This window comes from Paenibacillus gallinarum (genome assembly GCF_014836635.1).
Taxonomy (GTDB): domain Bacteria; phylum Bacillota; class Bacilli; order Paenibacillales; family Paenibacillaceae; genus Paenibacillus; species Paenibacillus gallinarum.
The window spans coordinates 170,074-196,045 of the sequence record NZ_JACSQL010000010.1 but is presented as its reverse complement, the minus strand read 5'-3'; the positions used below and the strand labels follow the sequence as shown (position 1 = coordinate 196,045).

Sequence of the window (25,972 nt, the reverse complement as noted above, 5' to 3'; positions counted from 1 at the left end):
CGCCCTTTTATTATTTACATCCTTTTTACTCAAATGTGAAATAATTCATAGGATTGCATTTCCCGATCGCTTATTTTAAACCTTAGTATTTTGATTTCAAATACATACAATGACTTGAACCTGGACATAATCTTGTAAGGACTCTGAAAATCATTATCGATTTACTATTTGTTTCGCAGAATACGGAGGGATCCATTTGGAAGCAGAAGGTTTACGACAAGTTGAGAAATATGCGCTAAGAAAGCAAAGAGTCTACCAAAAAGATTGGAAAATGTACATTCTGCGAGCGATGCTTGCCAGTATGTTCATCGGATTTGGGGTTATTGTTGCTTTTAAGACAGGCAACTATTTTTACATAGCGGATTCACCGGCAGCTTATCCCATGGCCGCACTTACATTTGGAGCAGCGATCATCCTGATTGCCTATGGGGGAGCAGATCTGTTTACTGGAAACACTTTTTACTTTACTTATGCAGCCCTTAAGAAAAAAATGGAATGGAAAACCGTCTACAAGCTATGGGGACTCACATATGCCGGTAACCTGCTTGGTGCACTGGTATTCGCGTTTCTCATTGATGTAACGAATCTCTACGCCTCTCCTAGTGTTAACTCGTTCCTGCTTAATGTAGTAGAGCATAAGCTGGATGCTACCGTAGTGGAGTTGTTTTTCCGGGCTATTCTATGTAACTGGCTCGTATGTCTCGCTTTTTTTGTACCGATGTTCATGAAGGAAAATGGCGCAAAACTGTTTGCAATGGTCCTCTTTGTCTTCTGCTTTTTTATATCAGGTTATGAACATAGTATTGCTAACATGTGTACCTTTGCGATCGCACTTGTGCTGGATCATTCGGAAACGATTACGATTGGTGCCATACTCCACAACTTAATTCCAGTTACCATTGGTAATATGGTCGGCGGCGTATTTATGATGGGGTATTTTTATTACTATATCAATAAGCCGTTTGAGGATGAGGAGGAAGAAACAAAACACTAACATACGCATAACGATAAACAGGGTGCGGGAACGACTAATGTTCCTACACCCTGTTTATGCATGCATTCTATATAAGGGGCAGTCCGTACTCAGTCCCCTATTCCCTTAGTTACACTGCAGCCGTTTCGATATGAATGGTTGTTTTTAAACCAAGCGCATTCATCACACTTTGTATCTTCTCTGTCGTTGCCCCTTCATATTCATTTCGTTCATCTCTTGATACTTGAGCTTCAGATACCTCAAGTCTTTTCGCAAGCTCGGCTTGAGATAAATTCATATAGATCCGATGAGCAATTAAATTTTTACCGACTTCCATAATCGTCTCAATGGGAAGGAAGATACCTTGTTTAATCATCTCATAATGTTGAATATCTTGTTCAAGCTCCCCTTTAAAAGCAAGCAGCGGCTGAACAGCATGGGAAATTTGGTCTTTACTAAGCCCCATACTTTCTAAACGAAGTTTCTCATTCGCGATATAGGCTTTGTGGTCTTTCAGTTTTTCTTTCGCTCTGCGGTAAGCGGTTTCAGTCTTAATCATTCTATTTACCCTTCCTTCACTCTTTCGCATAATATTGAATGTTCATGTTGTTCTTATTTCCTTATGTAATGCAATCTATACCTAAATTATGCCTTAAAAATGAATCTATTCGTAAACTTAACAGCTATGTTAATATTATAATGTTGAATTATCTAGTGGTCAATTCATTCCTTAGTTTACAAAAAAAGACTGTTCCCGTGGATAGGAATACAGTCCCTTTTGTCATCCTATGTATCATTCTTATGATTATTACTTCGTTTCCCCTTTGATGCTGTGTCAGCCTTTCATTCCAAAATGAGCTGGAAGTTCTTTTACTACTACACCGAACAGGAGGATACACAAGTAACCAAACATAATAACCATATCTATACGTCTACTCATCTTATTTCCTCCTATAACTTCTTTTTTATTAATTTAACAGCACACCAACCATTTGTATATATTTTCCTCTATTTCCTTTGAATAAATCAATTTCACCCTCTTCCTTTTTTATCGAACAAAGAAGCTCATTTCTGTAGAGAATGTTTTTCATAAATAAAAAGCACCTGCCATGTTAATGACAGATGCCTATGAGAAGCATACTTTGCTTTTTTTATTTTTCTACTTTTTCCCGGTCCTTCCCTTTATCTGACTCTCCTGCATTTCTAGATGCCGCTTCGCGGTCCTGCTGCATCTCCTCAACCGTCTTCACTTTTATCCGTGCCGCACCTTCATAATCTTTAACGGGGATCCAGCTGTCTGAGGCCATTCTTTGTTTTGCCTCGGCCACGGCATGACCGTACTGGGGAAGCCACTCTTCCAGTGCAACGAGCATCTCATCCACCATCTGCCAAATCTCATTTGGATTACATACTGCTCCTACAAGCGGGTCCATCATAAAAGCCTGACGAAGCAGTTGATCGTCTCCCTGAATTGCCGCCTCTACGGCAAGACGCTGTACTGAAATACTCACATTACATACAGCAGCCGGTCCAAGGGGGAGTGCACCCACATGCGGCATTGAGATGCCGTTACGATCTACGTACCCCGGAGCTTCAATCACGGCATCATCCGGCAGATTAGAAATAACTCCGTTATTTACTACGTTAAAATGTCCACGGTAGACTCTTCCAGTCTCGAGGCTCTCGATAATATAAGAGCCATGTTCCTGACCGCGCTGATCTGCTGTAAAACGATTAGGTTCATCCTTCATCCAGTTAGGAAAATCCGTCTCAAACCAGTTACGACCTTCCGTGCACACACGCAGATATCCGCCTGTTTCGCCGTTAATCCAGCTGCCGAGGTCAATCCACTCCTTAATCTCTTCAGGACGTTTCCTGTACCATGGAACATATTCACTCAGATGTCCATTGGATTCTGTACTGTAGTATCCGAATCTACGAAGCATATCAATCCTTACTTTTTCGGTACGGCTGTACTCTGGATGTTTCAGGAAGGCTTCAAGCAGACCCGCAGTCAGATCTTTACCTTCATGACTTGCTTTAATATACCAAGTCTGATGATTGATCCCCGCACATACGATGTCCACTTCTTTCATATCAAGTCCATACACTTCGGCAATTTGATGATGTCCATGCTGTACACCGTGGCACAAACCAATGGTGCGAACACCGCCATACTGATTACACGCCCAAGTAAGCATCGCCATTGGGTTGGAGTAGTTCAGCAGCAATACATCTTCTTCACACATGTCACGGATGTCTTTACAGATCTCCATCATTTCAGCAATGCCGCGCTGACCATACATAATTCCGCCCGCACAAAGTGTATCCCCTACACACTGATCGACACCATATTTTAGAGGAATATCGACATCGCTTGCAAAAGCCTCCAGACCGCCGACACGAATCGTACAAATGACATATTTTGCATCTTTTAAAGCTTCGCGTCGATCGGTTGTCGAATGAATCTGTATGCTAAGTCCATTCTCTGTAATGTCTCGCTGACACAACTCTGTTACCATATCCAGATTATGTTTATTAATATCATGAAAAGAAATATCGAGGTTGCTGAATTCCGGTACAGTTAATAAGTCACGCAGTAATCCACGTGTGAATCCAATACTTCCAGCGCCAATAAAAGCAATTTTACATGACATATAAGATGCTCCACCTTCCATTATTGAAACCTTTCCCCGTAAAAAAAGGTTCCGATTTGTATACGATTATTGTAGCAATCGCAAGATAGGAAGCGTTACCAATATCATGACTTCTTTTCGCTAACTTCGTATAAAATTCTCACTTTTATTCTTGTTTGTCTCAATCTCACTACCGTTATCTCACATCCACAGCATGCTCTACAAGAGGAACAGAGAGGCCAAGTCCGTAAGCTGATGCGACTGCACCTATAAAATAAACGATGAACCAAATGTCACTGTTTGAGTATCCGATATGATAATAGTAAGTCCGTTTGTTCTCACTTTGAAACCCCTTCGCTTCCATCGCCACGGCAATCCGCTGCGCTCTTCGAATACTTTGTGCCAGCAGCGGAATCGCATATGGTTTTATCAGCGCAAATATATTCCACTTCGGTGTTCGATTCCCTCCTCCTCGAATCATTAAGGCATGCCGAAGTATCTGAAATTCGTAGACTAGAATCGGAATCAGATTCATCGCAGCGAGGAAACTATAAGCATATTTAGGCGGAAGTCTCCACTGTTGCATCAGAGAGTAGAACAAGCGCACAGGCCGCGTTGTCAGCCCAAATAACAAGCCGATCGCAGCCATAGATAACGCCCTGCAGCCTAGATGTATACCGCGTAAAAAACTCTCTTCTGTTATATGTATAATGCCGTATTTCCACCAAGTCGTTTCTCCTTTTCCAAAAAACATCATCCCCGTCGATGTCGATATAAACACCAGAATAAATGGGGATGCATACAGGAGTAAACGAAGCGGAGGATGACCGGAACCAATTAAGAGAAGGAGCATAGCGATTGTTAAATAGATCATCATATTGAGATTATGGATTAGGATGACCACAAGAAACATCAAAGCGAACGTAATCAGCTTAAACCCGGGATTAACCCGGTGCAACCAAGTTTCATGGTATGGGATATTTAATGGCAAGTGGTGATTCTCCCCTCTGCTGCCTGCCATACAGAAGTACAATACCGAGCCACAATTTCTTCATCATGAGTCACCATGATAATGGCTGTTCCTTCACTGCGCAGACGTTCAAGTTCATCTAGCATCGCAAATGTATTCCTTGCATCCTGCCCGAATGTAGGCTCATCAAGCAGCAATACACGGGGATTACGAACGACTGCGGAAGCTACACTCAGCCTTCTCTTTTGCCCAAGGGACAGCTCGTAGGGATGCCTGTTCTCTAGTCCACTTAGATGGAACCTTCGCAGTAGTTCTTCCACCCGCACTCGGCGTTCTTCCTTCGATATGGGCTCAAACAGCAGTGAATATTCAACTTCATTCCATACGGAATGCGTAATAAACTGCAATTCTGGATTCTGAAATACATAGGCGATATGCTGTGCTGCTTGTTTCGTATTTTTGGGCTCTATACCGTTCATTAGATATGTACCGGTGATAGGGAGCAGCTTCATTAATCCAAGCAAAAATGAACTCTTCCCTGCGCCATTGGGTCCCGTAATTCCAATAAAATCACCAGGGAGCACCTGCAGCTCCTCTGCTCGAATAACAGGCTTGCTGCTACGATGAATCATGCAGCCCTGAAGCAAAAGAAGCGGTTCTGCCCCCTTCTCAATAGCTATGGTTTTTTCCTTCCTAAGAGGTCTAGGACGATTCTTCCAAATCCCCGGATGCCAGATTCCATAATCCGTTATCGTCTGCTGATGCTGACTGAAGATCTCTTCGGCCCCACCGTCTGCCATGATCTCTCCTTCGGAAGATAAGACAATAATGCGATCTACAAAATCAAGGATATAATCAATTTTATGTTCGACTATAATTACGGTACGTTCGCCAGCAATGCCTCGAATCGTATCCCATACTTCAAGCGTCCCTTCTTTATCTAGCAGTGCTGTCGGTTCATCTAGAAAAAGGACACTGGGCTTTACTCCAAGTACCGAAGCAATGGCCAGACGCTGCTTCATACCTTGGGAGAGAGCTTGCACTGGTGTATGTAAGTCAGGGAAGTCAAGTCCAACAAGACTTAGAAGTTCTCTAATCTTCGCTTGCATTTCTTCTCGGGGAACCTGACGATTCTCTAACACAAAAGCCAATTCCTCATCTACATAGGGCATACAAAACTGAGTATCTGGATCTTGAAAAACAATACCTGGATGTGCAGGAATATGTACATGATCGGCCTTCATCGGCACATCAACGGAATGAGGAATGAGTCCGCTCAGTACTTGAAGTAGTGTTGACTTCCCGCTGCCACTAGCACCAAGCAGTAACACTTTCTCCCCTTGCTTTATGGTTAAAGATAATTTATTGAACCAGATTTGAGATTCTCCAGGAAACTTCAGACGCAGACCGTCAATAGCTACTGCTACTGGCGGCTGATTAACGTTTGTATTCTCCTGTGTCTGCGTAATATCGCCCTCCACCGAACCTGTTATAGAAGGGCACATTAATGTAGTGCCTCCATATCTTCTTTGGTCGCCTTTCTTAGGGATTTCGTTACCCCCGTTAACTCCAAAGCCTTATACAGTGAATAAGCAACCATTCCAGCTAACACAATACTTCCGGCTAATCTTAGTCCAATGAGCAGCGCATAACTCCACGTTTGCAATGAATCGATATAACCATACCCAAAATCGAGGATTAGGGAACCGGCTGCTGAGCCGATGGCAGCTAGTGACGTAATCCATACATTCACTTTTCGATATAAAAACAATGCAAAAATAAGTTCAGCTCCGAGCCCCTGTACCGCACCATAGATCAGCGTAGAAATCCCCCACTCACTTCCTAGAAATGCACTAACGGTCGATGCCGCAATCTCTGCTAGAAGAGCGACACCTGGTTTACGAATGACGAGAAAAGCAAAGGTCCCTGCCATAAACCACATGCCGTAAATCATTTGTTCCGCATGGAGTCCGAACGGTTTGACTAGATCATAAGTAGGTCCCCATATTTTATAGATGATTCCAAATACAACTGCAAGCACAATGGTAACTAGAATATCGGTTAATGTAAGCCCTTTGCGCCCTAACTCTGAACTATCGCCTTTTGTCTGCAACATGTACAATTCCTCCTTAGAATATAAAAAAAGCCTCCCCAATTCGGGCAGGCCAGGTAAGGACGCATCTGTATTCGCATCTAAAAAACAAAGGATACACTTGCATCGGCAGCGATTAGCTTGGAGGGTTACCTCACATCATATCGTTCAGCTGGCTGCTTCTACATTCATGCATCACATTTGTTCCTACATACGATTCGCGATATTCGTTCTCTACGCTGGCATTACCCAGATCAGATCTACGGTCAGCGGCATAAGGCCACTCTCTCAGCCTGACTTCATCAAGCTCCCGTTCGTGCTTTTTAAGTTAGTTACAATGTACATGAAATATACTTAATTGGCAATTATTTCTACAAATTCACCAGGATCTACGTTCCGTCTGTTCTCTGTAGATACTAGGAGTGAATCCGGTATGTTTTTTAAATAAAGTATGAAAATACTGACTGCTGCTGACCCCTACATAGTCACATAGTTCGTAAATAGGGATGTCTGTCTGCTGAAGCAGCATTTTGGCTTTTTCCATCCGAATTCCGGTCAGATATTCTGTCATCGTCTGAGATGTACTTATCTTAAATATTCGCTGTAGATAACCCGGATGAAGACGGACTTCCGCAGCTAAATCCTTAATTTGAATATTGCGATCATAATTCTGATGCATATACAGAATACATCGTTTGACATAACCTTCTGCACTCGGTTCTCTTGTCAATACCAGTTCTTCGCGGAGCCTTGCAATACGTACAAACAATTGTAGAAACAACAGATCTGTCATTGTATTTTTCTGTCCTACCGGTTGCCGGTCAAGCTCCAGCACCAGGCTTTTGAGCACATAATATACCTCATCTGGATCGGAGAGGACCATGTACTCAAAGGGAGATTTCACAAAATCAGATAAGGCCTTTTCTTCTGCCAATAACGATTTCACAGACGAATCAAATGAAGTTTCTCCTTCTTCAAAACCAAACTCCACATTTAACATCCGGCAGGCAACTTCTGGCTCTACGATGAGTCTATGCGAAACATCTGCGTCCAAAACAATAAACTCACCTTTACGTAGTGTGATCAATTCACGATGTCCACTCTTGCACTTCACATCAATGGTACATCCGCCTTGAATCACATACATAATTTCTGTCCAGCGATGTTCATGGTAGGCCATCTCATAGTCTTTCCATTGCTTATAGTAGTAGGCATAAAAGTACGGGTTCCACGAGCCTTCTGACGGATGCATGCAAAAGAAACTACCTGACATGTTAAAGCCCCCTGTATGTCGAATCAGAATATAGATTCAGAAGATGAAATACTGCCAGGGGACCTCACGTCAGTCGTAGGGTTCTGAACTTCTCGATGACCTCAGATATTGAATTCATACTTAATGGCTTGCTTATATATTCATCCATGCCCAAAGACATGTACTTCTCCCGATCCCCTTTTATCGCATGTGCTGTTACAGCCACAATATAAGGACTATCATCTGCTAGCTGTTCACGAATCAGGCGTGTAGATTCCACTCCATCCATGATCGGCATTTGAATATCCATAAACACGATATCATAGGAATCTTCCAAACAAGCTTTCAGTGCTTCTTTTCCGTTAGGAACAACGACAGCCTTGTAACCTAATTTATTCATCATTTTAACAAGGACGATCTGATTAACCTCATTATCTTCGACGACAAGAACACGCAGTCCATTATCTATTTCGTCATCGTATCTTTGATTATGTCTGTCCTCTATTAATTCGAGGTTGGTCTGCAGGGAAAAATAAGCGGTAAACACAAAACGTGAACCGGATTGGTCCCTTCTAGGCTCATACCTTATCTCTCCGCCCATCAGTTCTACCATTTTCTTACTAATCGCAAGACCGAGTCCCGTTCCTTCAATTTGTCTTGTCATATAATGATCTACTTGGTAAAAAGGCTCAAACAATCGGTCTGCTTTACTTTCCGGGATCCCAATACCCGTATCCAATACTTCGAACTCAAGACACACTTCATCATCGTCTTGGTCCATTTTCTTAGCGGATAATGAAATGGCTCCCTTCTGTGTAAACTTAATCGCATTGCTGAGCAAATTAATTAGCACCTGCCTCAGCTTATTACCATCGCCCATCAGCTTATCAGGAATATTCGGATCGACTGATATTTCCACCTGTAAGTCTTTATTTTTAGCTCTTGGCAGATTTAGATAGTAGACATCCGAAAGAATCGAGTTTAACTGCATCGGTTCGATTGATAGCTCCATTCTCCCAGATTCGACTTTGGAGAAATCGAGAATATCGTTAATGATTGTAAGAAGCGCTTCCCCGCTCTGCTTAATGATGGATGCATACTGCATTTGTTCATCACATAGATCTGTCTCCAGCAGTAGATCCGTCATTCCAATAACACCATTCATCGGAGTTCGTATCTCATGACTCATCATGGCTAAAAACTCACTTTTCGCTTTGTTCGTTCGTTCCGCAGCTTCTTTCTCGATAATAAGCCGCTTCTCTTCCGTCATGTCTTTCGCAATTAGGTAAAAACCGACTTTATGATCATGAATAATAATAGGGGCCAAGGTAGCGAGTATCTCCACCACATGTCCATCCTTATGACGTACAACATTTATATCACGTTCAATTGCCGTATAATCCTCGTCTACAAAAGCCAGATTGGCAATGGCTTCTTCGCCTACAATACGAGAGATCCGAGTACCAATTAATTCAGAAATCGTATATCCCGTAAGACGTTCTGCTATCTGATTCCCATTAATGATAATTCCATCGAGACCAAAAGAAATAATCGCATCATGATTATACTTTTTGAGTGATGTATATCTTTCCACACTCTCTAATAGTTTCAGTTCTGCCACCTTACTGCTTGTGATATCTATCATATGAACAATATAATAGGCAGGTTCTCCCGTTTGTTGATCACAGTATAAAGATATATAGACACAAGCCCAGACCACATTACCGTTTCTATGTAGATATTGTTTTTCGTTCTCGAAACCAGAAGACATCTTCGATGCAAGTTCAGTTGGGGGAATAATTTCTGATAGTATATAGTCAAATGCAGGAAGCGTAATAAGCTCTTCTCTGCTAAATCCTATGATTTGGCATGCTGCAGGATTCACATCGATCCATTTACCGTCTAATGATACAAATGCAACTCCAACAGGCGCTTGAGTAAAAATGTGCTCTACTAAATTTATATTTTCTAATCGTTCCAGGTCACTCATCTCAGCACCTCCTCACATGGACTATTATACAACTAGTGAGTAGACTTGTGGACGGGTTGTTTTATGAAAAACTGCCATATTGATCAATATTTTTGTAAAAAACGGTTAAAGTCATCATTTTATAAAAAGTAAGGCTGAATTCATCTTTTCCCCTCTCCTTTTCCCCACTAATTCTTACAAAAAAAAGAGATAACATAAGCGCCATCCAAGGCATGTCATCTCTCTCTTTATCATGATTTAAAATGCAGGAATCATCGTATCCGCATGATTCTCTTCAATAAATTTTCTAGCCTCGTCACCTGTCAGTGCGGCTGCCAGCTTTTGAATTACTTCAGCATCTTTATTGTCTTCACGTGCAACCAGCGATATAGCAAATTCCTCGTCCAGCGCTTCCGTGACAATCGCATCCTTAGGTGTTAAACCAAGCGGTGAAGCATAGGCAGGATAGAGGGTAACCATATCCACGTCATCATAAGCACGGCCAAGCATGAGAAGATCTACTTCTTGGAACTTATAGTTCTTAGGATTCTCGATAATATCAGACTGAAGGGCGTTAATACCCACGCCATCCTTTAGTGTAATCATTCCGTTCTCAGCAAACATCGCAAGGGAACGTCCAATATTGGCTGGGTCATTCGGAATTCCAATCGTTGCACCCTCTGGTAACTCCTCAATACTGTTGTATTTCTTAGAGTAACCACCGTAAATAATGTGATAAATGGGTGTAACCATGACGAGGTTTCCATCATTATTTTCGTTATACTGCTCCATGAACACTTTATGTTGGAAGAAGTTTGCATCCACTTCTTTATTATTCAAAGCCTCATTAGGCTGAATATTATCGGATACACTTACAATTTCGAGCTGAATTCCGTCTTCTTCAAGCACCGGTTTTATCGCTTCCATCATATCGACCATTGCAGAAAGACTGCTGGCGACTTTTATCTGCTGCATCTCTCCTTCTTGAGAAGCACTTGAGTCCCCTTGAACGCCCCCGTCACTGCTCTCTGAACTACAAGCTGCTAGAGCTAACATAAGTACCGCCAACATAGTAAGTCCAAGCCACTGTTTCAGGCTTTTCTTATTTGTCTTATTCATCTGTTATTCCTCTCTTCTTCATATTCAAATACATAACACTGCACATATTAGCGCTTATCCAGAATACGTGCCAAAAGATTCCCCAAATACTGAATAAGCTGCACGAGTACAATCATAATGACGATCGTGAATACCATAAGTTCTGTTTCATACCGCTGATATCCATATCGAATAGCAAAATCGCCAATTCCTCCGCCGCCAACGACACCGACAACCGTGGAGTAGGAAATAAAGCTGACCGTAGACAAGGTTAAACCTCGAACCAGGCCTGACCTTGCCTCGACATACAAAAATTTATAAATAAATTGAAACAGATTAGCACCCATAGAAGACGCAGCCTCAACTACACCTTTCGGCACTTCAAGGAGCGACTGCTCAGCGAGCCTGGAGTAACTTGCGATGGCTACAACAGCAAGCGGAATCGATGCAGCGGTTGTACCAAGAGCGGTTCCTACAATCATTCGTGTCAAAGGAATCATAAAAACAACGAGCAACAAGAATGGAAAAGAACGAATGATATTTACGATAACGTCCAGTATGGTGAATAATACAACATTCTCATATTTCTGACCTTTTCGCGTTAAGTATAGTAGTGTTCCCAGCGGAAGTCCGATTAGGATCGCAGCCGCCAGCGAGACGCCAACCATGAAAAAGGTTTGTCCGATGGCCTCCCACATTTCACTCTCATATTTTGCTATATACGTCTCATAAAAATTCATCTCTCGTCATCACCAGCTTCCTGCTCCTCGTACCAGGCGAGCATATCAGGCGGTAATGAACCTTCCCTAATTGGCAGTGTACGTACAATCCTTCCTGAATCCATGAAGGATACAGCCGTACATAGCCGCTCAACAACCGGAACTTCATGTGTGACGATGACGATCGTAATTTTCAATGCTTCATTAACATGTCTAAGCACCTCGAGCACACCCGAAGTGGTCTTCGGATCAAGCGCAGAGGTAGGTTCGTCACAAAGCAGTACCTGAGGTTCGTTTGCAAGCGCCCTGGCAATGGCCACACGCTGTTTTTGTCCGCCGCTAAGCTGCGCAGGATACTGCTTCGCCTTGTCCTCAAGTCCCACAAACCGTAAATATTCGTGTACCCGGGCTATACGTTCATCCTTTTTCACACCTGCAAGTTCAAGAGGAATTGCTACATTCCCCTCTACGGTCCGGTTTCCAATCAGGTTAAAGTGCTGAAAAATCATTCCGATCTTTCTTCTTGCTTCTCTGAGCTCCCTTTCCCTCATCATCGTAAGCTCTTGTCCACCTATATAAACCTGACCTTCTTCCGGTCTCTCCAACAAATTCATGGTGCGAAGCAGTGTCGATTTCCCGGCGCCGCTTGCCCCTATAATGCCATGAATACTGCCCTGTTCGATATGTAGCGAAACATTATCTACTACCGTCAGTCGCTCTCCATGCTTCTTAGGACCGAAACTCTTGCTGACATGGTCTAGCGATATCAAACCTACTCCTCCTTCAATATTGACATAAAGAAAGCTCGCGCAAGACATTCCGTCTCGTGCGAGCATGTATTTCGATCATCGTACTACTTAAAAATGCTAAATTCCTGTTTGTCAATTTCATTTCGCACTTTCAAATCATACCATATTGATAGGGATTTGACTCTAATTTTTCTTAACAAATTCAGAGTAATTTCACATCCAATTTAATGAAAACTCTATTTTCTTATTTAAACCAGCCTTTCTCTTTAAAATGCTTAATGGCTTCAATCCGATTGCCCACCCCGAGCTTGTCTAAAATGACGGACACATAATTTCTTACCGTTCCTGCAGTAATGTATAATTCATTTGAAATTTCTTTCGTATTTTTGCCTTCCGCGATTAGTTCCAGTACGGCTTTCTCTCGTTCCGTAAGCGGGTTTTTCTCCCCATATCCTTCATCCACAAGTTCCGCTGCATAGATTCTTCTTCCCGCCATAACACTTCGAATCGTTTGTGCTAGTTCTTCAATGGGACTGTCTTTCAGTAAATAACCGCTGACGCCTGCCTTCAGTGCCCGTTCAAAATAGCCGCTGCGAGCAAAAGTGGTTAGAATAACGATTTTTACATCCTGGTCCTTCATTTCTTCCGCTGCATCAAGTCCGCTCTTGATCGGCATTTCGATATCCATAATACATATATCGGGTTGATGCTCCCTGACAAGGTTAACAGCATCCTCTCCGTTGTTCGCTCGTCCAATGACTTCCATATCTTCTTCTAAATCAAGCAAGGAGGCGAGGGCTCCAAGCAGCATCCGCTGATCCTCAGCAATTACAATACGAATCATATCACTCAAACTCCTCTCACATTTGACGCTGAACAGCCCGCGGCACCGCAATACGCAGCTCGGTACCTTCTACCGAAGTGATAGCAAGACTGCCGTTTACAAATTCCAAACGTTCCCTCATTCCCCGAAGTCCATTACCGCGAATTCGTTCGGGCGCGTCTTTCATCCCTTTTCCATTATCTCTTACGGTTATAACAAGTTCGGTATGATCCGGTTCGATCATAATCTCACATATACTCGCTTCACTATGTTTAATGACATTCGTAACTGCTTCTTTCAGGCACATACCCAGTACATTCTCTGCCATGAGGGAAACGCCTGTCAGATTTTCTTCCCCTTCAATCCGCAGCTCGATGTCCGCAACCTTCAAAATCTGTCTAACACGGAACAATTCATCTTCAAACCTTGTGCCTCTCATCTGGGTTACCATCTCCCGTACTTCCTTAAGGGCAGTTCTTGCCGTTAACGTAACATCCTTCATCTCTTCCTGGGCTCGAGCTGGATTACGTGTTACCATCTTGCTGGCAAGTTCACTTTTCAAACCGATGAGAGAAAGCTTTTGTCCGAGCGTATCATGTAAATCTCTTGCAATCCGTTGCCGTTCTTCCTGTTTGACTAGTTCAGATATCTGTTTATTCGCATCTTCCAGTTGGCCCTGAAGCATGTCTTGTTTATTCTTGTTATATGTACTGACGGGCAATAGAATAACCGCGATCATACTTATTAGTACAAAAGGCAATTGTTGAATAACCACAAGATTAACCGACGCCAAGGAATAATTAATGGTGATGAAGGTACTGACTAAATGAATGGTATATAAAGTAATGAATCCGGCTTTATTTTGAATCGTACCAATAAAAAAAGCGAGAAATAAGGAGAAATACACAAAACCAAAAATGAGCGCCATCAAAATGGAAATGGCCATCTGGAGGCCATACCAGATATATACCGGCCACCCTTTCATCACGAGCCCCAGTAAATTAGAAGCAAAAAACAAAATAATCATCAGGACACCAAATACGATATATCCTTTGGAGGAGGAACCGATGATAAAGTAGAAAGGGAGGATGAAACATACCAGCCATACATACGGATTAAGACCCGTGTTCTTGCGGAAAATGCCCTGCCAATGATACATCAAGTTCACAAACTCACACCTGCTTCTATTCAGAAATATCAAGAAAAAATGACTATAGATTCTAATCATCCATAGTCATTTCTCTCATTCTAGCTTATTAAATATTGTATCATATCCTATGCTTTAACTGACAGGAGCCGAAGCAGATACCTTATCTTTGCGAGACTCTTTTTTGTTTAGCTCCAGTTTCTGCTCATGAAGCACTTTCTTATATTCTCTAAATGTTACAAAACGCTTGCTCTCTTCATCCCAAAGCCGAAACCGCATGGCCTTTAGACTTGTTGCCACGGTGATTGTCGTCGCTTTATGCAGAGGAGGCGTCGCATTATGTGCTTCCTCCAAATGATAATTCGGCACTCTTGGACTTAGGTGATGCACATGGTGGAAACCAATATTACCCGTAATCCACTGTAATACTTTAGGAAGCTTATAGTACGAGCTGCCTTCTACAGCCGCCTGAACATAAGACCAATCTTCTTCATTCTCGAAATAGGAATCTTCAAATGTATGTTGTACATAAAAGAGCCATATGCCCAGCATACTTGCAAAATAGAAAATAGGAATCTGGATCATTAAGAATGCTTCCCAGCCTACTGTAAGGCACAAGGCAGCGTAAACCGCTACAATCAGCAGATTGGTCAGATACGTATTCATACGCTCTTTACGTTTCACATTTTTCCGATTAAAACGATATTGAATCAAAAACACAGCGATCGGGCCGACCCCGAACAAAATAATGGGATTACGATACAAGCGGTAATACAATTTCGTCATCCATTTAGATGATTGATACTCTTCGGTTGTCATCATCCAGATGTCACCTGTTCCTCGCTTATCCAGATTACCGCTGGTTGCATGGTGCATCGAATGACTATACTTCCACTGCATATAAGGAGTAAGGGAAATGACACCAACGAGTGTACCTACGATATCGTTTGCCTTGCGGCTCTTAAAGAAAGACCCATGACAGCAATCATGAAAAATAATAAACGCACGAATGACAAATCCGGCGGCAATCAGACATAGAGGCAATGTTATAAAATAAGAAACCGACAGGCTTTCAAAGGCAAGATACCAGAGTAAAAAAAGAGGTACCAATGTATTAATCATTTGAATGATACTGGATTTCAGTTCTGTTTTCTCAAAAGGGGCTACTTCTTTTTTTAATTGACTTTTAAAGGATCCAGACATGGCATGTTCTCCTTCACGCGTATGATCTACGCATATAATATCTTAATTATAATAGGAGAATGTCATGTGGGTAAGTCATAAACGTCAGTGATAAAGTATGATAAATGTCATACTCCATTGACAAAAGGAATATGCCTATTTTATAATCTTCAGGTTGCATACTACTTATACTTAAAGTAAACTGTCATATACAACTTGTTACATGAAAGGAAGGTAGATAACAGTGATCATCCCTTCAATCAATAGGATTAACGAACTGAGCCGCAAGCAAAAAGCAGAAGGCTTAACTAAGGAAGAGCTTGCTGAACAGCAAGTCCTGCGTAAAGAATATCTGCAAGCCATTCGCGGACAAGTAATGTCCACCATTTCCGGCCTTACCATTGTTGATCCCAATGGCGAAGATGTTACACCGGAGAAGCTCAAAATTGAGCAACAACAAAATAAATCGAAGCTGAACTAAAGCTTAAGACAGATATATTTCGTAATAGATCAAAAAGGATAGGAACAAGGCAGTTATGCCCTGTCCCTATCCTTTTTTTTCATTGGACACTATATGGAAAGAATCTCACGAATTTCATGCTCACTGAGCGGTGAAACCGCTTCTTGCCCAGGCTGAATAATTTCTTCGATCAGATTTTTTTTGCGTTGCTGAAGTTCATACATTTTATCTTCTACCGTTCCTTGGGTCACTAAGCGTATTACCTGAACTACATTTTTCTGCCCCATCCGGTGTGCTCTGCTTGCTGCTTGATCTTCAACCGCGGGATTCCACCATAAATCATACAAGATCACCGTATCAGCCCCCGTCAAATTAAGCCCTGTACCGCCTGCTTTCAGCGAGATCAGAAAAAGATCACTTTCCCCTTGATTAAAACGCTCGCAGAGTTCAACTCTTTCTTGGCCTGGTGTTTGACCGTCAAGATAGAAAAACGGAATTCCTTGAAGTCCAAGTTCTCTGCCAATGATTCCGAGCATCTCCGTAAACTGAGAGAATAACAAGATTCGTTTTCCTGCACTCCGGCTTTCTTCAATCAGTTCCATCAGCTGCTCAAACTTCGCAGAACTGCCTGTATATCCTTCTACAAATAAGGCAGGATGACAGCAGAGCTGTCTCAGTCTCGTTAACCCTGCTAAAATTCGAATACGGTTCTTCTGAAATCCTTCTTCATTTAAGTGCTTTACCGTTTCCTGCCGCAGCTTGGCTAGATAAGCGATGTACAGCTTTTTCTGCTCTGGCAAAAGTTCGGAAGCTTGCAGTGATTCGATTTTATCTGGCAGCTCCTGTAGTACATCAGATTTTACCCGGCGCAACAGAAATGGGCGGATTCGTTTTGCAATCGATTCTCTTGACAACTCCTGAAAAGCTTTCCTTCCGGAAAATAATTCGGGAAAAACAGCGTCATAAATGGACCAAAGTTCTTCTTGGCTGTTCTCGATCGGAGTGCCGGTAAGTGCAAACCGATGTTTTGCTGAGAGTTGTTTGACCGATTGTGCTGTCTGTGTCGAGTGATTCTTGAAAGCCTGCGCTTCGTCCAAAATAAGGATATGGAACTGTTGCTTCGCATAAAGATCGCCGTCTCTTCGAAGCAGTGGATACGAGGTAATGACCACATCTACCTCTTCTATCTGATTAATGGCTTCTCCCCGTTCGCCTTTACTTCCATCTGCAATGACGGTTCGAAGATCAGGGGCAAATTTTCCGAGTTCATTGTGCCAGTTATATACGAGCGATGCAGGGCAAACGATGAGTGCCGGCATTTTGTGTTCACGCATATTGTCAATCTCCGATAGAATAAACGTTATACTTTGCAGGGTTTTTCCCAGTCCCATATCATCAGCCAAAATCCCGCCAAACCGGTAGGAAGCCAGCATTTTCATCCACCTGTAGCCTGTCTTCTGATAATCACGAAGTTCCGCATTCAAAGAGGGAGGTACCGGATCATTCATCTTCTCAGGATGTGCGAGATTGGCAAGAAACTGCTCGAGAGTTTCACTGAGTTCAATCTGCTCGGATTGCTTATCCATTAGCGATAAACCATGATGGGTAGGAAGTTTAGCTTCTCCTCTGCTTAGATCTCCCTTACGGAAGCCCATCTCATTCATCAGCCTCACCATCTCTTGAAACTCAGGAGTTGTCAGCGGCTGCAAAGCTCCATTTCTGAGCCGGTGGTATTTGCGTTTTGCCTCCACACTCGTTAATACTTCTTTAATCTCGTCATCCGGAATTCCTTTGATATCGAATTTGAATTCAAGCCAGTCCGTTCTTTCATCCAAATGAACACGAATCAGAGGAATCACTGGTGAGGTCACAACTCGCACTTTTACCGCCGAGGTGGCAAGCACCTCAACAAGCTGCTCAAGCTGAGGCATTGTGTAATATAGAAAATCAAACTCTGCGTCTTCATCTTCCAAGTAATATCCTGCTTCGGTTCTCGCAAAACTACTCGTTTCCATGAGCCGAAGAATCTGTTCTTCCTGCACCTTGTCACGAATCATAATCCGGCCTGATGGAGTACGTTCTTTCTCATCCAGCGGATTAATCACGACATCTCCATACTGGAATTCAAGCCCTGCCAGCAGCTTCTCTCTCACTCGGTCTAAATACAGCCGGGCTTTAAGTGGGACTTTCACCATCTGACTCGAAATCTCTTCCCCCACATGTACACGGCCAAGGCGCATGAGTCCAGGTACAACCTTCTCCATATAAGGCCCCATCTGCTGCGCGGGAATACGGAGCACAGGAGATTTTTTAGATGCTAATTTATCCTTAAGTCCTGCTAAATGATGAGCGGATTGCTCAGGAATCTTATAGAAAACACCGCGATGCAGTACCATAGAATAATCTTTTAGAATGATCATCTGATGAAGTCCCGGTATTTCTAACTGAAATCCACTATCTAAAGCTTTTGAAAATTCAAAATCAAGGGGAAGCGTCTGGTCAGGCAGCGAAAAACTACTAAACAGTTCATCTTCCTGCTGTACATAAACATCCCCGGCTTCCGATAGCAACGGAGCAATTTTCTCCCAAGCCAGCGGCGGGATAAGCAGCATTCGATCTTGGCTTCGGGCTTTTCCTATTCCCGGATATCCCCCTAGTGACTCCAGATACATTTCTTCTTGACGCTCCAGATGAATTAGTTCAGCGAGAACCGCGTAATCCTGTGGCATAAAGCAATGAACTTCAGGATCATACGTGAAATTTTTCGAGAACACATGTGGTTCCTTACGCGCTAGACGACTTAAAAATTGTTTCACCTGCTGCACGATGTATAATCGTTTAGGACCAACTTTCATCTCAAGACCAAGCATTTGCTTATGATAGCCATAAGGAATCGATTTAATTGTAAATTGAACAGACAAACGTTCTCTGTTATCCAAAATTGTATTTGTAGCCGCAACCGAAATGCGTGAATCCTTGCTAAACAAAGCAAGGATATCCTCTGCTCGCTGCTTTTCGGCCTGTTCAGAGGTATCTGCACGCTGAATTCTTGGGGTTAAGTAACCCTCCGGCAGTTCAAGATCAGGTTTGTGCAGCAAGGATGGATAAGCACTGACTTTGGCAGTACCTTCCTCTTGTAAATGACTAATCTGAATGAGTACAGCCGCAATATGATTGCAATAGTAGTCATGTACTGGAAATGCAGGACATGAACAGCTGGCCAGCACATCTCCATTCCGATCTAAATTCACTTCAACATCGTATCTATTCTTGGTCCCGTCTTTGACTACAGCTCGGAATTGTCCTTTATCTGCATCAGATAAGGTAATTCCTACACTGCCTGAATCATACGTGTATTCTCCTTGTTCATAGAAGCGGGGACCGCAAAGCAGTTTTATTTTTCGTCGATTCAGCATGATATTCATTCTATTTCGTTTCCTTTCCTATCCTCAGTCGATGAGAAAAAGCGTCCCTAAGGACGCCTTTCTTAACATAATGACCAAGCTATAATTAATTTTATGCACCGGCACCAAATCGTTTGCGATAACCGCATTTACGGCATAATTCTTCCACTGCCTCCCGGCGGGAAAATCCATAAAATAAATCATTCGCACGTTTACTTTCCACAATTTCAGAGAATGGCGTTGCATTGATATTACCGAGGTTAATTACCCCTTCACCATCAAGACAACATGGAATAACGGTTCCATCTACGAGCACACCTGCCTGCGAACGCAGTCCGTGACAGAAACCTTTTCCATCATCTTCTTCCGCAGCAAGGCTCGGCCACTCAAATTCATGGTCTTGATTCAAATAAATGTTTTTAGCGATTTTCACACCACTACCTGGTATTACTTTCTCTTCGATCTTAAAATCAAGTCCAAATTCATGTTCCAGTATATCTAGTGTTTCCCGATTACGTTGTTTTTGCAGATTCGTCATATTGTCCTCGGTTAGATTCCAAAGCCGGAACGAAACGATAATATCTTGTTTGGCTGCTTCTCGTACAAAGTCAATGATACGGTAGAGATATCCTTCGCGATCCTCACTTCCCTCATGACCATCAAAACTATGGAGAGAAAAGTTCATTTGTCTCACTGCAGGTTTCCCAAGAATCCGATGTCTCGCCTTTTCAATTAACGTTCCATTCGTCGTCATATTGACTTTAAAGCCTTTCGCATCAGCAGCATCAAGCAGCTGATCAAGCTTTGGATGAAGCAAAGGTTCACCTTTAACATGCAAATAAATATGATTGGTATGTGGTTTAATTTGATCAAGTATGTTATTGAATGTATTCAAATCCATGAACTTTGCTTGTCGCTTCGTCTGTGGACAGAAGCTGCAAGCTAAATTGCAGATACTTGTAATCTCAACATAAACTTTCTTGAATGTTTTCAAGCCCATGTTCTCCAATCTCTTATCATTTATATCTATCATTATAAAGAAGCCAGCTCCATACGACCAGTAGAAGTTCCATTTAGAGTAGCTTCACAAAGTATGGCAGTAAATAAATTAAGGGCTCCAATTAAAAAAGACAGCCGCATCGATATGCGAACTGTCTTAATCTGATCTATCTTTTGTTTTTGGATAGGTGTTGCTGCATTTCTACTACAAAACTTTCATGCTCTTTATTAAAAACAGACGTTTCCTTATTGAATTGCTGTTTCAGTTTATTCGCCTTCGCAAAAGCTTTATTGCGTTCGCTCACTTTGCTTTTCAGCTTGGATAATGTAATAGCTTCATCTTGTTCTTCCAGCAGAACGTATAACTCTTTATCTTTCGCTAGACTCAGGTTATACTGCTCGTAAAACTCACCAAATGTTGCCTGACGCGCTTCATAATCATTCCACAGCTGATCTGCCTTTTGAACCATTTCCTGCTCTTTCGCATCATTATTATAAACATCCAAAGCAGATCGCCACGATTTACTTTTCGCTTTAGCCGCATCCATAATCTGTTTGGCTGATTCCAGATGCTCCTTGCGATCATCTACATGCTTTAGGGCATCTTCTAGCAAATCATCCAGCTTCGCATCCGCATCTTTACCTTGCTCCATAATCAGATCATATAATTCTAGATCTTGCCCTTCTAAATCCGCAATCTTTTGTAAATATTCCTGCATCTGATTCTCTGTGTTTACCGTATCTTCCATGGCATTCATCGTATTAAGCGCATCCTCTTTACTGCAGGCTGCAAGGAGTACCATGCATACCATCAGCAGAGCACCCAGCTTCCCTTTTGACCACATAAAATAAATCCTCCTGTATCTATTTATAAGCGCAGATCATTTTTGAAATTCATAACAAGGTGATTCTCAGGGTTATAGACTTCGATCTTATACCCCTTCTTTTTCAGATGCTTGATAATCTCAGGAAGTGCCTCCACCGTCTGTTCTTTTTCGTGGAATAAAATAACTTCCACATCCTTGTGTACATCTCGCTTTACATTAGCAATGACTTGTTTCGAGTTACCCGGCAAATCCCAATCCAGAGAATCTGTGGTCCAATCCCACAGCTTAAACTGTGCTTTCGCAATATCGCCTCGGAACTTTTCGCCGATCTGCGGAGCACTGCCAAAGGGTGCACGAACCAAAAACGGTTTATATCCTGTCAAATCTTGAATGATCTTTTGTTCCTGCTTCACTTCTTTTATAAAATTGGCTGAACTTCCGCTCTTGTAAAGTGTCTGATATTCATGAGTCATGGTATGCATACCCGGATAACTGCCCTCTTCTACCATTCGCTTCACTGCATCCGGATATTTATGTATTTCTGTCCCTACCAGAAAAAAGGTTCCCTGCACTTTATTATTTTTAAGCACATCGAGAATGTCATTCGTATATTTACTTGGACCATCATCAAAAGTGAGGTATGCAACTTTTTGAACTTTACCCTTAAACCGAACAGGCTCTTTTTTCGCCATCGGTACAACGGTAAATCCCCCTAGCATACTAGGTTGTTGTACTACCACCGAAGATTCTGCTACTTGCGGGAATCGATCTAAAGCAAAACTTCCAATCTTCCATATGAGAAAAACCGAGAATGCCAAAATAAGTCCGGCAATAACTACTCGATCATAACGAATTCTTCTTCTTGCTTGTCTTCCCCGAAATACGGGGCGTTTTTGTTTGCGTTGTCTTCTCAAGGTTGTCACTTCTTTCTATAATTTTAATAGATTCTTTTACGTCATGATTCTCTAAATCCGCTGTCGATTTCACTTGACGTAAAAGGGGAATTGTCATAATTTGTGGTTATTTCTTAGCCCCAGATATAAGATTAAAGGAATTCCCTATCTGTTGAATGACAACGAGGTTACAATTCAGATAAAATAAACGTAATAACTACATACAACTTTTTTCCAAAGGAGCATAACGATCGTGAGTCCGCATTTGTCACAAATCATCCAAAGTATGGTTAATCGGAATCTCGAAACCTATTATAACAAACATAAAGAGTCCGTACTTGTCATTGGAACCGTGTACGGAAATGAAAGACGAGTCTATGGAATAGGTGATATCCATCCCTATACTACGACGAACTACAGTGAACTTATCTATGAAATCGGGTCTATTACCAAGCTATTTACGACCACATTACTAGCACATTTACATCATGACAGTTTCCTGGATATCGATGATTCATTAGGTCAATATATCCCGCTTCTCCCTCCGGACTCACCGGTTACATTTCGTCATCTGGCGACGCATACCTCTGGTCTTCCGGAAAAGCAAATCTGGAGAAAAGTCCGTAACTTATTTGATTCTGAGCAAAGCCGTGACTCCTGTTCCACTTTCAGTTTGTCTGAAGCTGCTTTCTACTTACGCCGCGCTTCCGCTGAAAGTGTAGGAAAGACCTACCGCTATTCTAATGCCGGGATCGGTCTGCTTGGGCATATTCTTGCTACAGAGATGCAGACTTCTTATGAACATGCTGTACAAGACATGATTACTATTCCCTTGGAAATGCCAGATACATCGATTCATCTCACAAGCGAAGCGATGACAAGACTCGTTCCTGGATTCAGAGGACACCGGACAGCTCCACCAATAGAACTGAATGATTTTCCAGGTACGGGTGCTCTCCGTTCTACAGCTAGTGATTTGCTAACTTTTCTATCTGCACATATGGGAGTACATCCAAATAGGGAAATATTTGATATTTATTCTATTACCCAAAAAAACTATTTCCAAAAAAATAACCAGTTCAAAGTCGGGTTAGGCTGGCATCAAAATGCACAAGAGGGAATTCTCTATCACAGCGCTGGCACTCATGGATATCAAAGTTTCATTGGTTTTCGTCCTGATCTGCCGTTTGGCGTCGTGATCTTATCGAATATTCGTGATCATAGACAGCTAAACCCGACTACCATGGGAATGGAGCTTCTGCTTGCGGCAAAACAGGAGACTAAAAAAAGCTGATGCCTCTAGGAACTTTCGTTTCCTAAGGCGTCAGCTTCTTTATTTCTAAAAAGTCTTAGGGTGAAATACACATAAATAATCTATTGATCTTTCAATTCTTCATAGAATACAGCTTGTGCTGCCGAGAAATAAGGACCTACAAAAAACCAAGCCAGTCCAAAAGTTACGGCTGTTAATAAAAACCATCCAATAAAGCTAAGATGGAACAGTACAAACTTCCACTTGTATCCGTCCATAAGTCTTCTGCTCTCGGTGATCGCTTGGGTTGCTGAGTATTCAGGATGATCTCTTAATACGTACAACGTCTGCGAATAAGAAATACTTTTGATAATTCCTGGAACAATGAGCAGCAGAGTCCATAGAGAAATAAAGAAGATCATAACAATATACGTCCATATTAACTTTAAAGTTAATCTACCGTCTGGGTATATTTTAAAAATATTACGAATTTGCGCTTTTTCTTTTCTTACAAGACTGATGTAGAACCATACTATGCCGGCATAAAATGGCATTAATACGATCTCATATACAAAACTAAAAAGAGTAACAGGTGCCACCTCGTCAAGCCATGGTTTCACCCCTCCACTGTTTTGTATATCCATCGCTGTTGGGATAATCATGGTGAGTATCGAGATAAGAACCGTCAGTAAGATGGCTTTTCCCCAGTTTCCTTTCAGCGCATCAAGTGAACGGTGCTTCATTTTCATAATGCCCATTATTTATTCATTCCTCCTGTCAAAACTCGATTATAGCACGGTTATTCAGCTCAGGGAACCTTGCGTAAAGATTACTTTATTTGGGCTCTCAGCTCCTGAATCGTTTGCACAGCATACAGCGCTAATTCTGGAATATCATTCATTTGTTCTTCGTTAATTTTCCGAGGAAATGATATTTCACTTGTACAGAGTATTGGCATTATTTTCTCCGGATTGTATACGTAACTGATCGTCTGAGTTAGCATCTGATCCGGCCAAATCTTCTCCATCACCTGCTGCATTTGCGGGCAGTTTTCATCGGGGTTTGAAATTGGCATTTTGTATCTGATGGTCAGTACACAGCCTGGCTCCGCTCCCTTTTGTTCCAAAATTTCTGAGGCCAGCTCTTGCAGTGATGCCGCAAGTTCGATTTCACCCGTAATAAGGTCATCATCAGGCAATTGAAACTGAATCCGAAATAATCGTGACATCACAGCAAGTTCCATCCGGTCTACTCTGCCTGTTATGCGTACACGATGATCTAGATTGTCCATATCATATAGTTCATTCTCCAGTGCTACTTTTAAGTTATCAAAAACGGTAGGGTCAAACATAATAGCTCCTTTCCACATATCTAAAGTAATTCCAGCCTAAAGACATGAGAGTGACATAAACTGAACCTTCTTTTCTTTCATATAGAAATGTAAATAGTGCTCTTCATCCACCTGATAGCTCCATTTGCCTCTGGTCATTTTACTCGGCTGTCCGAGTCGGGTTACCACATCATGCGTGCTGCTACCAATGGATATTCCATCAGCAGTCTCTACCTCGTTCTTCGTAAAAAAAACACTTAAACCCGTGAATAAAATACCATTTTGTTCATCTACAAGAATTGTCTTTATTTTATCATCCCGAATCGAATAAAAACGCATCTGCTGAATGTACTTAGGATCTCCCTTGATGTGATCATACCATTCAGTAAAGTTCTGATTTTGCACCTTCAATTCACTCGCATCGTACTGATCGTTTTGAGTAAGTACATATTTTGACGCATCTTCCGTCTCCATATCGGTCATTCTCATTTCACCTAGCGTAGCTAAGATTGTCCCTGGCCGGCAAAATAAATTCATATATACAATCGTGTTATATGTAGCATAATATCTTTGTCCACCTAGATTATACGTATTACTATTCAAATCATAAGGAACCGAGTACACTACATTAGCTGCATGAAAACGAATATAAATAATCCCATCTTGAGATGGTTCTGCAATGTCAGCTTTAGCGTTAGATAGATTAATGCTGCCGAATGCTTCTAATATCATACTGTTATTTTGGGGTGGTGTGCTAAACGTTTTTTCACCCTCATTTGTATGTATTAAGATACTAGTTTTTTGAATCGAATGCATCGAAAAAGAACTCTGATCCTTAATTCTGCCTTGATCAGACGTCAGCGGCACCGCAAGATCGTTAGGATAATAGGGATTAGCCGGTTGTTTTACCAGATCTCCACTTACTTCTAGGGAGGTATCCTGCATGGTCTCATAGGATTCGGTTATTATCTCGGAACTTCCGTAATCTATTGGGGGACGCTCTTTACCTTGGAAAAAAAACAGAATGATTATAGTTAAAGTCAATATGATCATAAGCAGACTTATCATCAATAACTCCATTCTTCTCGAACTTTTCATTGTAGAAACTCCCCTTTCTAAGGAACAGTTTCACCCTATCTTTCAAAGATGTATTTTCAATATAGCAGATGCACGCAGAGATAATTGTCGAAATTTGTT

At 41.9% G+C, this 25,972-nt stretch carries 24 protein-coding genes; 3 read left to right on the top strand and 21 right to left on the bottom strand.

Going from position 1 to position 25,972, the window contains the following annotated elements; all coding sequences use genetic code 11:
- Window positions 1–196 precede the first annotated feature (196 nt).
- Window positions 197–994 carry a formate/nitrite transporter family protein gene (locus H9647_RS19310; protein WP_191803018.1) on the top strand — a complete coding sequence of 266 codons (798 nt, stop codon included), beginning with the start codon at window positions 197–199 and terminating at the stop codon, window positions 992–994.
- A 109-nt stretch (window positions 995–1,103) separates the two neighbouring features.
- On the opposite strand, the gene H9647_RS19305 is transcribed toward H9647_RS19310, so the two are convergent.
- The 14 genes from H9647_RS19305 to H9647_RS19240 form a co-directional block, all read right to left on the bottom strand.
- Entirely contained in the window at window positions 1,104–1,532 is a 429-nt protein-coding gene (locus H9647_RS19305) for a helix-turn-helix domain-containing protein (protein ID WP_191803017.1), read from the bottom strand.
- A 592-nt stretch (window positions 1,533–2,124) separates the two neighbouring features.
- Window positions 2,125–3,630, bottom strand: coding sequence for an alpha-glucosidase/alpha-galactosidase (melA, locus tag H9647_RS19300; protein ID WP_191803015.1), 1,506 nt, complete (start codon window positions 3,628–3,630; stop codon window positions 2,125–2,127).
- A 175-nt stretch (window positions 3,631–3,805) separates the two neighbouring features.
- Window positions 3,806–4,600, bottom strand: a complete 795-nt coding sequence (locus H9647_RS19295) for an energy-coupling factor transporter transmembrane component T family protein (RefSeq protein ID WP_191803013.1) — start codon at window positions 4,598–4,600, stop codon at window positions 3,806–3,808.
- Window positions 4,591–6,084 carry an ABC transporter ATP-binding protein gene (locus tag H9647_RS19290; RefSeq protein WP_191803011.1) on the bottom strand — a complete coding sequence of 498 codons (1,494 nt, stop codon included), beginning with the start codon at window positions 6,082–6,084 and terminating at the stop codon, window positions 4,591–4,593. Before H9647_RS19290 ends, H9647_RS19295 begins: the two co-directional genes overlap by 10 nt.
- Window positions 6,084–6,695 carry an ECF transporter S component gene (locus tag H9647_RS19285; protein ID WP_191803009.1) on the bottom strand — a complete coding sequence of 204 codons (612 nt, stop codon included), beginning with the start codon at window positions 6,693–6,695 and terminating at the stop codon, window positions 6,084–6,086. The genes H9647_RS19290 and H9647_RS19285 overlap by 1 nt, the downstream gene beginning before the upstream one ends.
- Window positions 6,696–7,050: 355 nt before the next feature.
- On the bottom strand, window positions 7,051–7,944 hold the full coding sequence (locus tag H9647_RS19280) for an AraC family transcriptional regulator (RefSeq protein ID WP_191803007.1): 894 nt from the start codon (window positions 7,942–7,944) through the stop codon (window positions 7,051–7,053).
- A 64-nt stretch (window positions 7,945–8,008) separates the two neighbouring features.
- On the bottom strand, window positions 8,009–9,913 hold the full coding sequence (locus tag H9647_RS19275) for a PAS domain S-box protein (RefSeq protein ID WP_191803005.1): 1,905 nt from the start codon (window positions 9,911–9,913) through the stop codon (window positions 8,009–8,011).
- Window positions 9,914–9,974: 61 nt separating this feature from the next.
- Window positions 9,975–10,127, bottom strand: a complete 153-nt coding sequence (locus H9647_RS19270; protein ID WP_191803004.1) for a hypothetical protein — start codon at window positions 10,125–10,127, stop codon at window positions 9,975–9,977.
- A 23-nt stretch (window positions 10,128–10,150) separates the two neighbouring features.
- Window positions 10,151–11,011, bottom strand: a complete 861-nt coding sequence (locus H9647_RS19265) for a MetQ/NlpA family ABC transporter substrate-binding protein (RefSeq protein ID WP_191803002.1) — start codon at window positions 11,009–11,011, stop codon at window positions 10,151–10,153.
- Window positions 11,012–11,058: 47 nt separating this feature from the next.
- Window positions 11,059–11,730, bottom strand: a complete 672-nt coding sequence (locus H9647_RS19260; RefSeq protein ID WP_191803000.1) for a methionine ABC transporter permease — start codon at window positions 11,728–11,730, stop codon at window positions 11,059–11,061.
- Complete coding sequence (locus tag H9647_RS19255) at window positions 11,727–12,479, bottom strand: methionine ABC transporter ATP-binding protein (protein ID WP_225229418.1); 753 nt, start codon at window positions 12,477–12,479, stop codon at window positions 11,727–11,729. The genes H9647_RS19260 and H9647_RS19255 overlap by 4 nt, the downstream gene beginning before the upstream one ends.
- A 223-nt stretch (window positions 12,480–12,702) precedes the next feature.
- Window positions 12,703–13,302 carry a response regulator transcription factor gene (locus H9647_RS19250; RefSeq protein ID WP_191802996.1) on the bottom strand — a complete coding sequence of 200 codons (600 nt, stop codon included), beginning with the start codon at window positions 13,300–13,302 and terminating at the stop codon, window positions 12,703–12,705.
- A gap of 16 nt (window positions 13,303–13,318) precedes the next feature.
- Window positions 13,319–14,440, bottom strand: coding sequence for a sensor histidine kinase (locus tag H9647_RS19245; RefSeq protein ID WP_191803115.1), 1,122 nt, complete (start codon window positions 14,438–14,440; stop codon window positions 13,319–13,321).
- Window positions 14,441–14,563: 123 nt separating this feature from the next.
- Window positions 14,564–15,631, bottom strand: a complete 1,068-nt coding sequence (locus H9647_RS19240) for a fatty acid desaturase (RefSeq protein WP_191802994.1) — start codon at window positions 15,629–15,631, stop codon at window positions 14,564–14,566.
- Between the two features lie 226 nt (window positions 15,632–15,857).
- Here H9647_RS19240 and H9647_RS19235 point away from each other — a divergent pair, with 226 nt between their 5' ends.
- On the top strand, window positions 15,858–16,091 hold the full coding sequence (locus H9647_RS19235; RefSeq protein ID WP_191803113.1) for a DUF896 domain-containing protein: 234 nt from the start codon (window positions 15,858–15,860) through the stop codon (window positions 16,089–16,091).
- Window positions 16,092–16,180: 89 nt separating this feature from the next.
- Here H9647_RS19235 and H9647_RS19230 read toward each other — a convergent pair whose 3' ends face one another.
- From H9647_RS19230 to H9647_RS19215, 4 genes are all read right to left on the bottom strand, one after another.
- On the bottom strand, window positions 16,181–19,486 hold the full coding sequence (locus H9647_RS19230; RefSeq protein ID WP_404822641.1) for a DEAD/DEAH box helicase: 3,306 nt from the start codon (window positions 19,484–19,486) through the stop codon (window positions 16,181–16,183).
- Between the two features lie 100 nt (window positions 19,487–19,586).
- Complete coding sequence (locus H9647_RS19225) at window positions 19,587–20,468, bottom strand: radical SAM/SPASM domain-containing protein (RefSeq protein WP_191802990.1); 882 nt, start codon at window positions 20,466–20,468, stop codon at window positions 19,587–19,589.
- Between the two features lie 172 nt (window positions 20,469–20,640).
- Complete coding sequence (locus H9647_RS19220) at window positions 20,641–21,318, bottom strand: YkyA family protein (protein ID WP_191802988.1); 678 nt, start codon at window positions 21,316–21,318, stop codon at window positions 20,641–20,643.
- A gap of 23 nt (window positions 21,319–21,341) precedes the next feature.
- Window positions 21,342–22,214: a polysaccharide deacetylase family protein gene (locus H9647_RS19215; protein ID WP_225229417.1), complete on the bottom strand. Its 873-nt coding sequence runs from the start codon at window positions 22,212–22,214 to the stop codon at window positions 21,342–21,344.
- Between the two features lie 232 nt (window positions 22,215–22,446).
- Here H9647_RS19215 and H9647_RS19210 point away from each other — a divergent pair, with 232 nt between their 5' ends.
- Window positions 22,447–23,487, top strand: coding sequence for a serine hydrolase domain-containing protein (locus tag H9647_RS19210; RefSeq protein WP_191802986.1), 1,041 nt, complete (start codon window positions 22,447–22,449; stop codon window positions 23,485–23,487).
- An 80-nt stretch (window positions 23,488–23,567) separates the two neighbouring features.
- Here the strand turns inward: H9647_RS19210 and H9647_RS19205 are convergent, their stop codons facing one another.
- From H9647_RS19205 to H9647_RS19195, 3 genes are all read right to left on the bottom strand, one after another.
- On the bottom strand, window positions 23,568–24,203 hold the full coding sequence (locus tag H9647_RS19205; protein WP_191802984.1) for a DUF975 family protein: 636 nt from the start codon (window positions 24,201–24,203) through the stop codon (window positions 23,568–23,570).
- Between the two features lie 71 nt (window positions 24,204–24,274).
- A complete protein-coding gene (locus tag H9647_RS19200; protein WP_225229416.1) occupies window positions 24,275–24,814 on the bottom strand; it encodes a hypothetical protein in 540 nt (179 codons plus the stop codon).
- Between the two features lie 18 nt (window positions 24,815–24,832).
- Complete coding sequence (locus H9647_RS19195) at window positions 24,833–25,873, bottom strand: hypothetical protein (RefSeq protein WP_191802982.1); 1,041 nt, start codon at window positions 25,871–25,873, stop codon at window positions 24,833–24,835.
- Window positions 25,874–25,972: the final 99 nt, after the last annotated feature.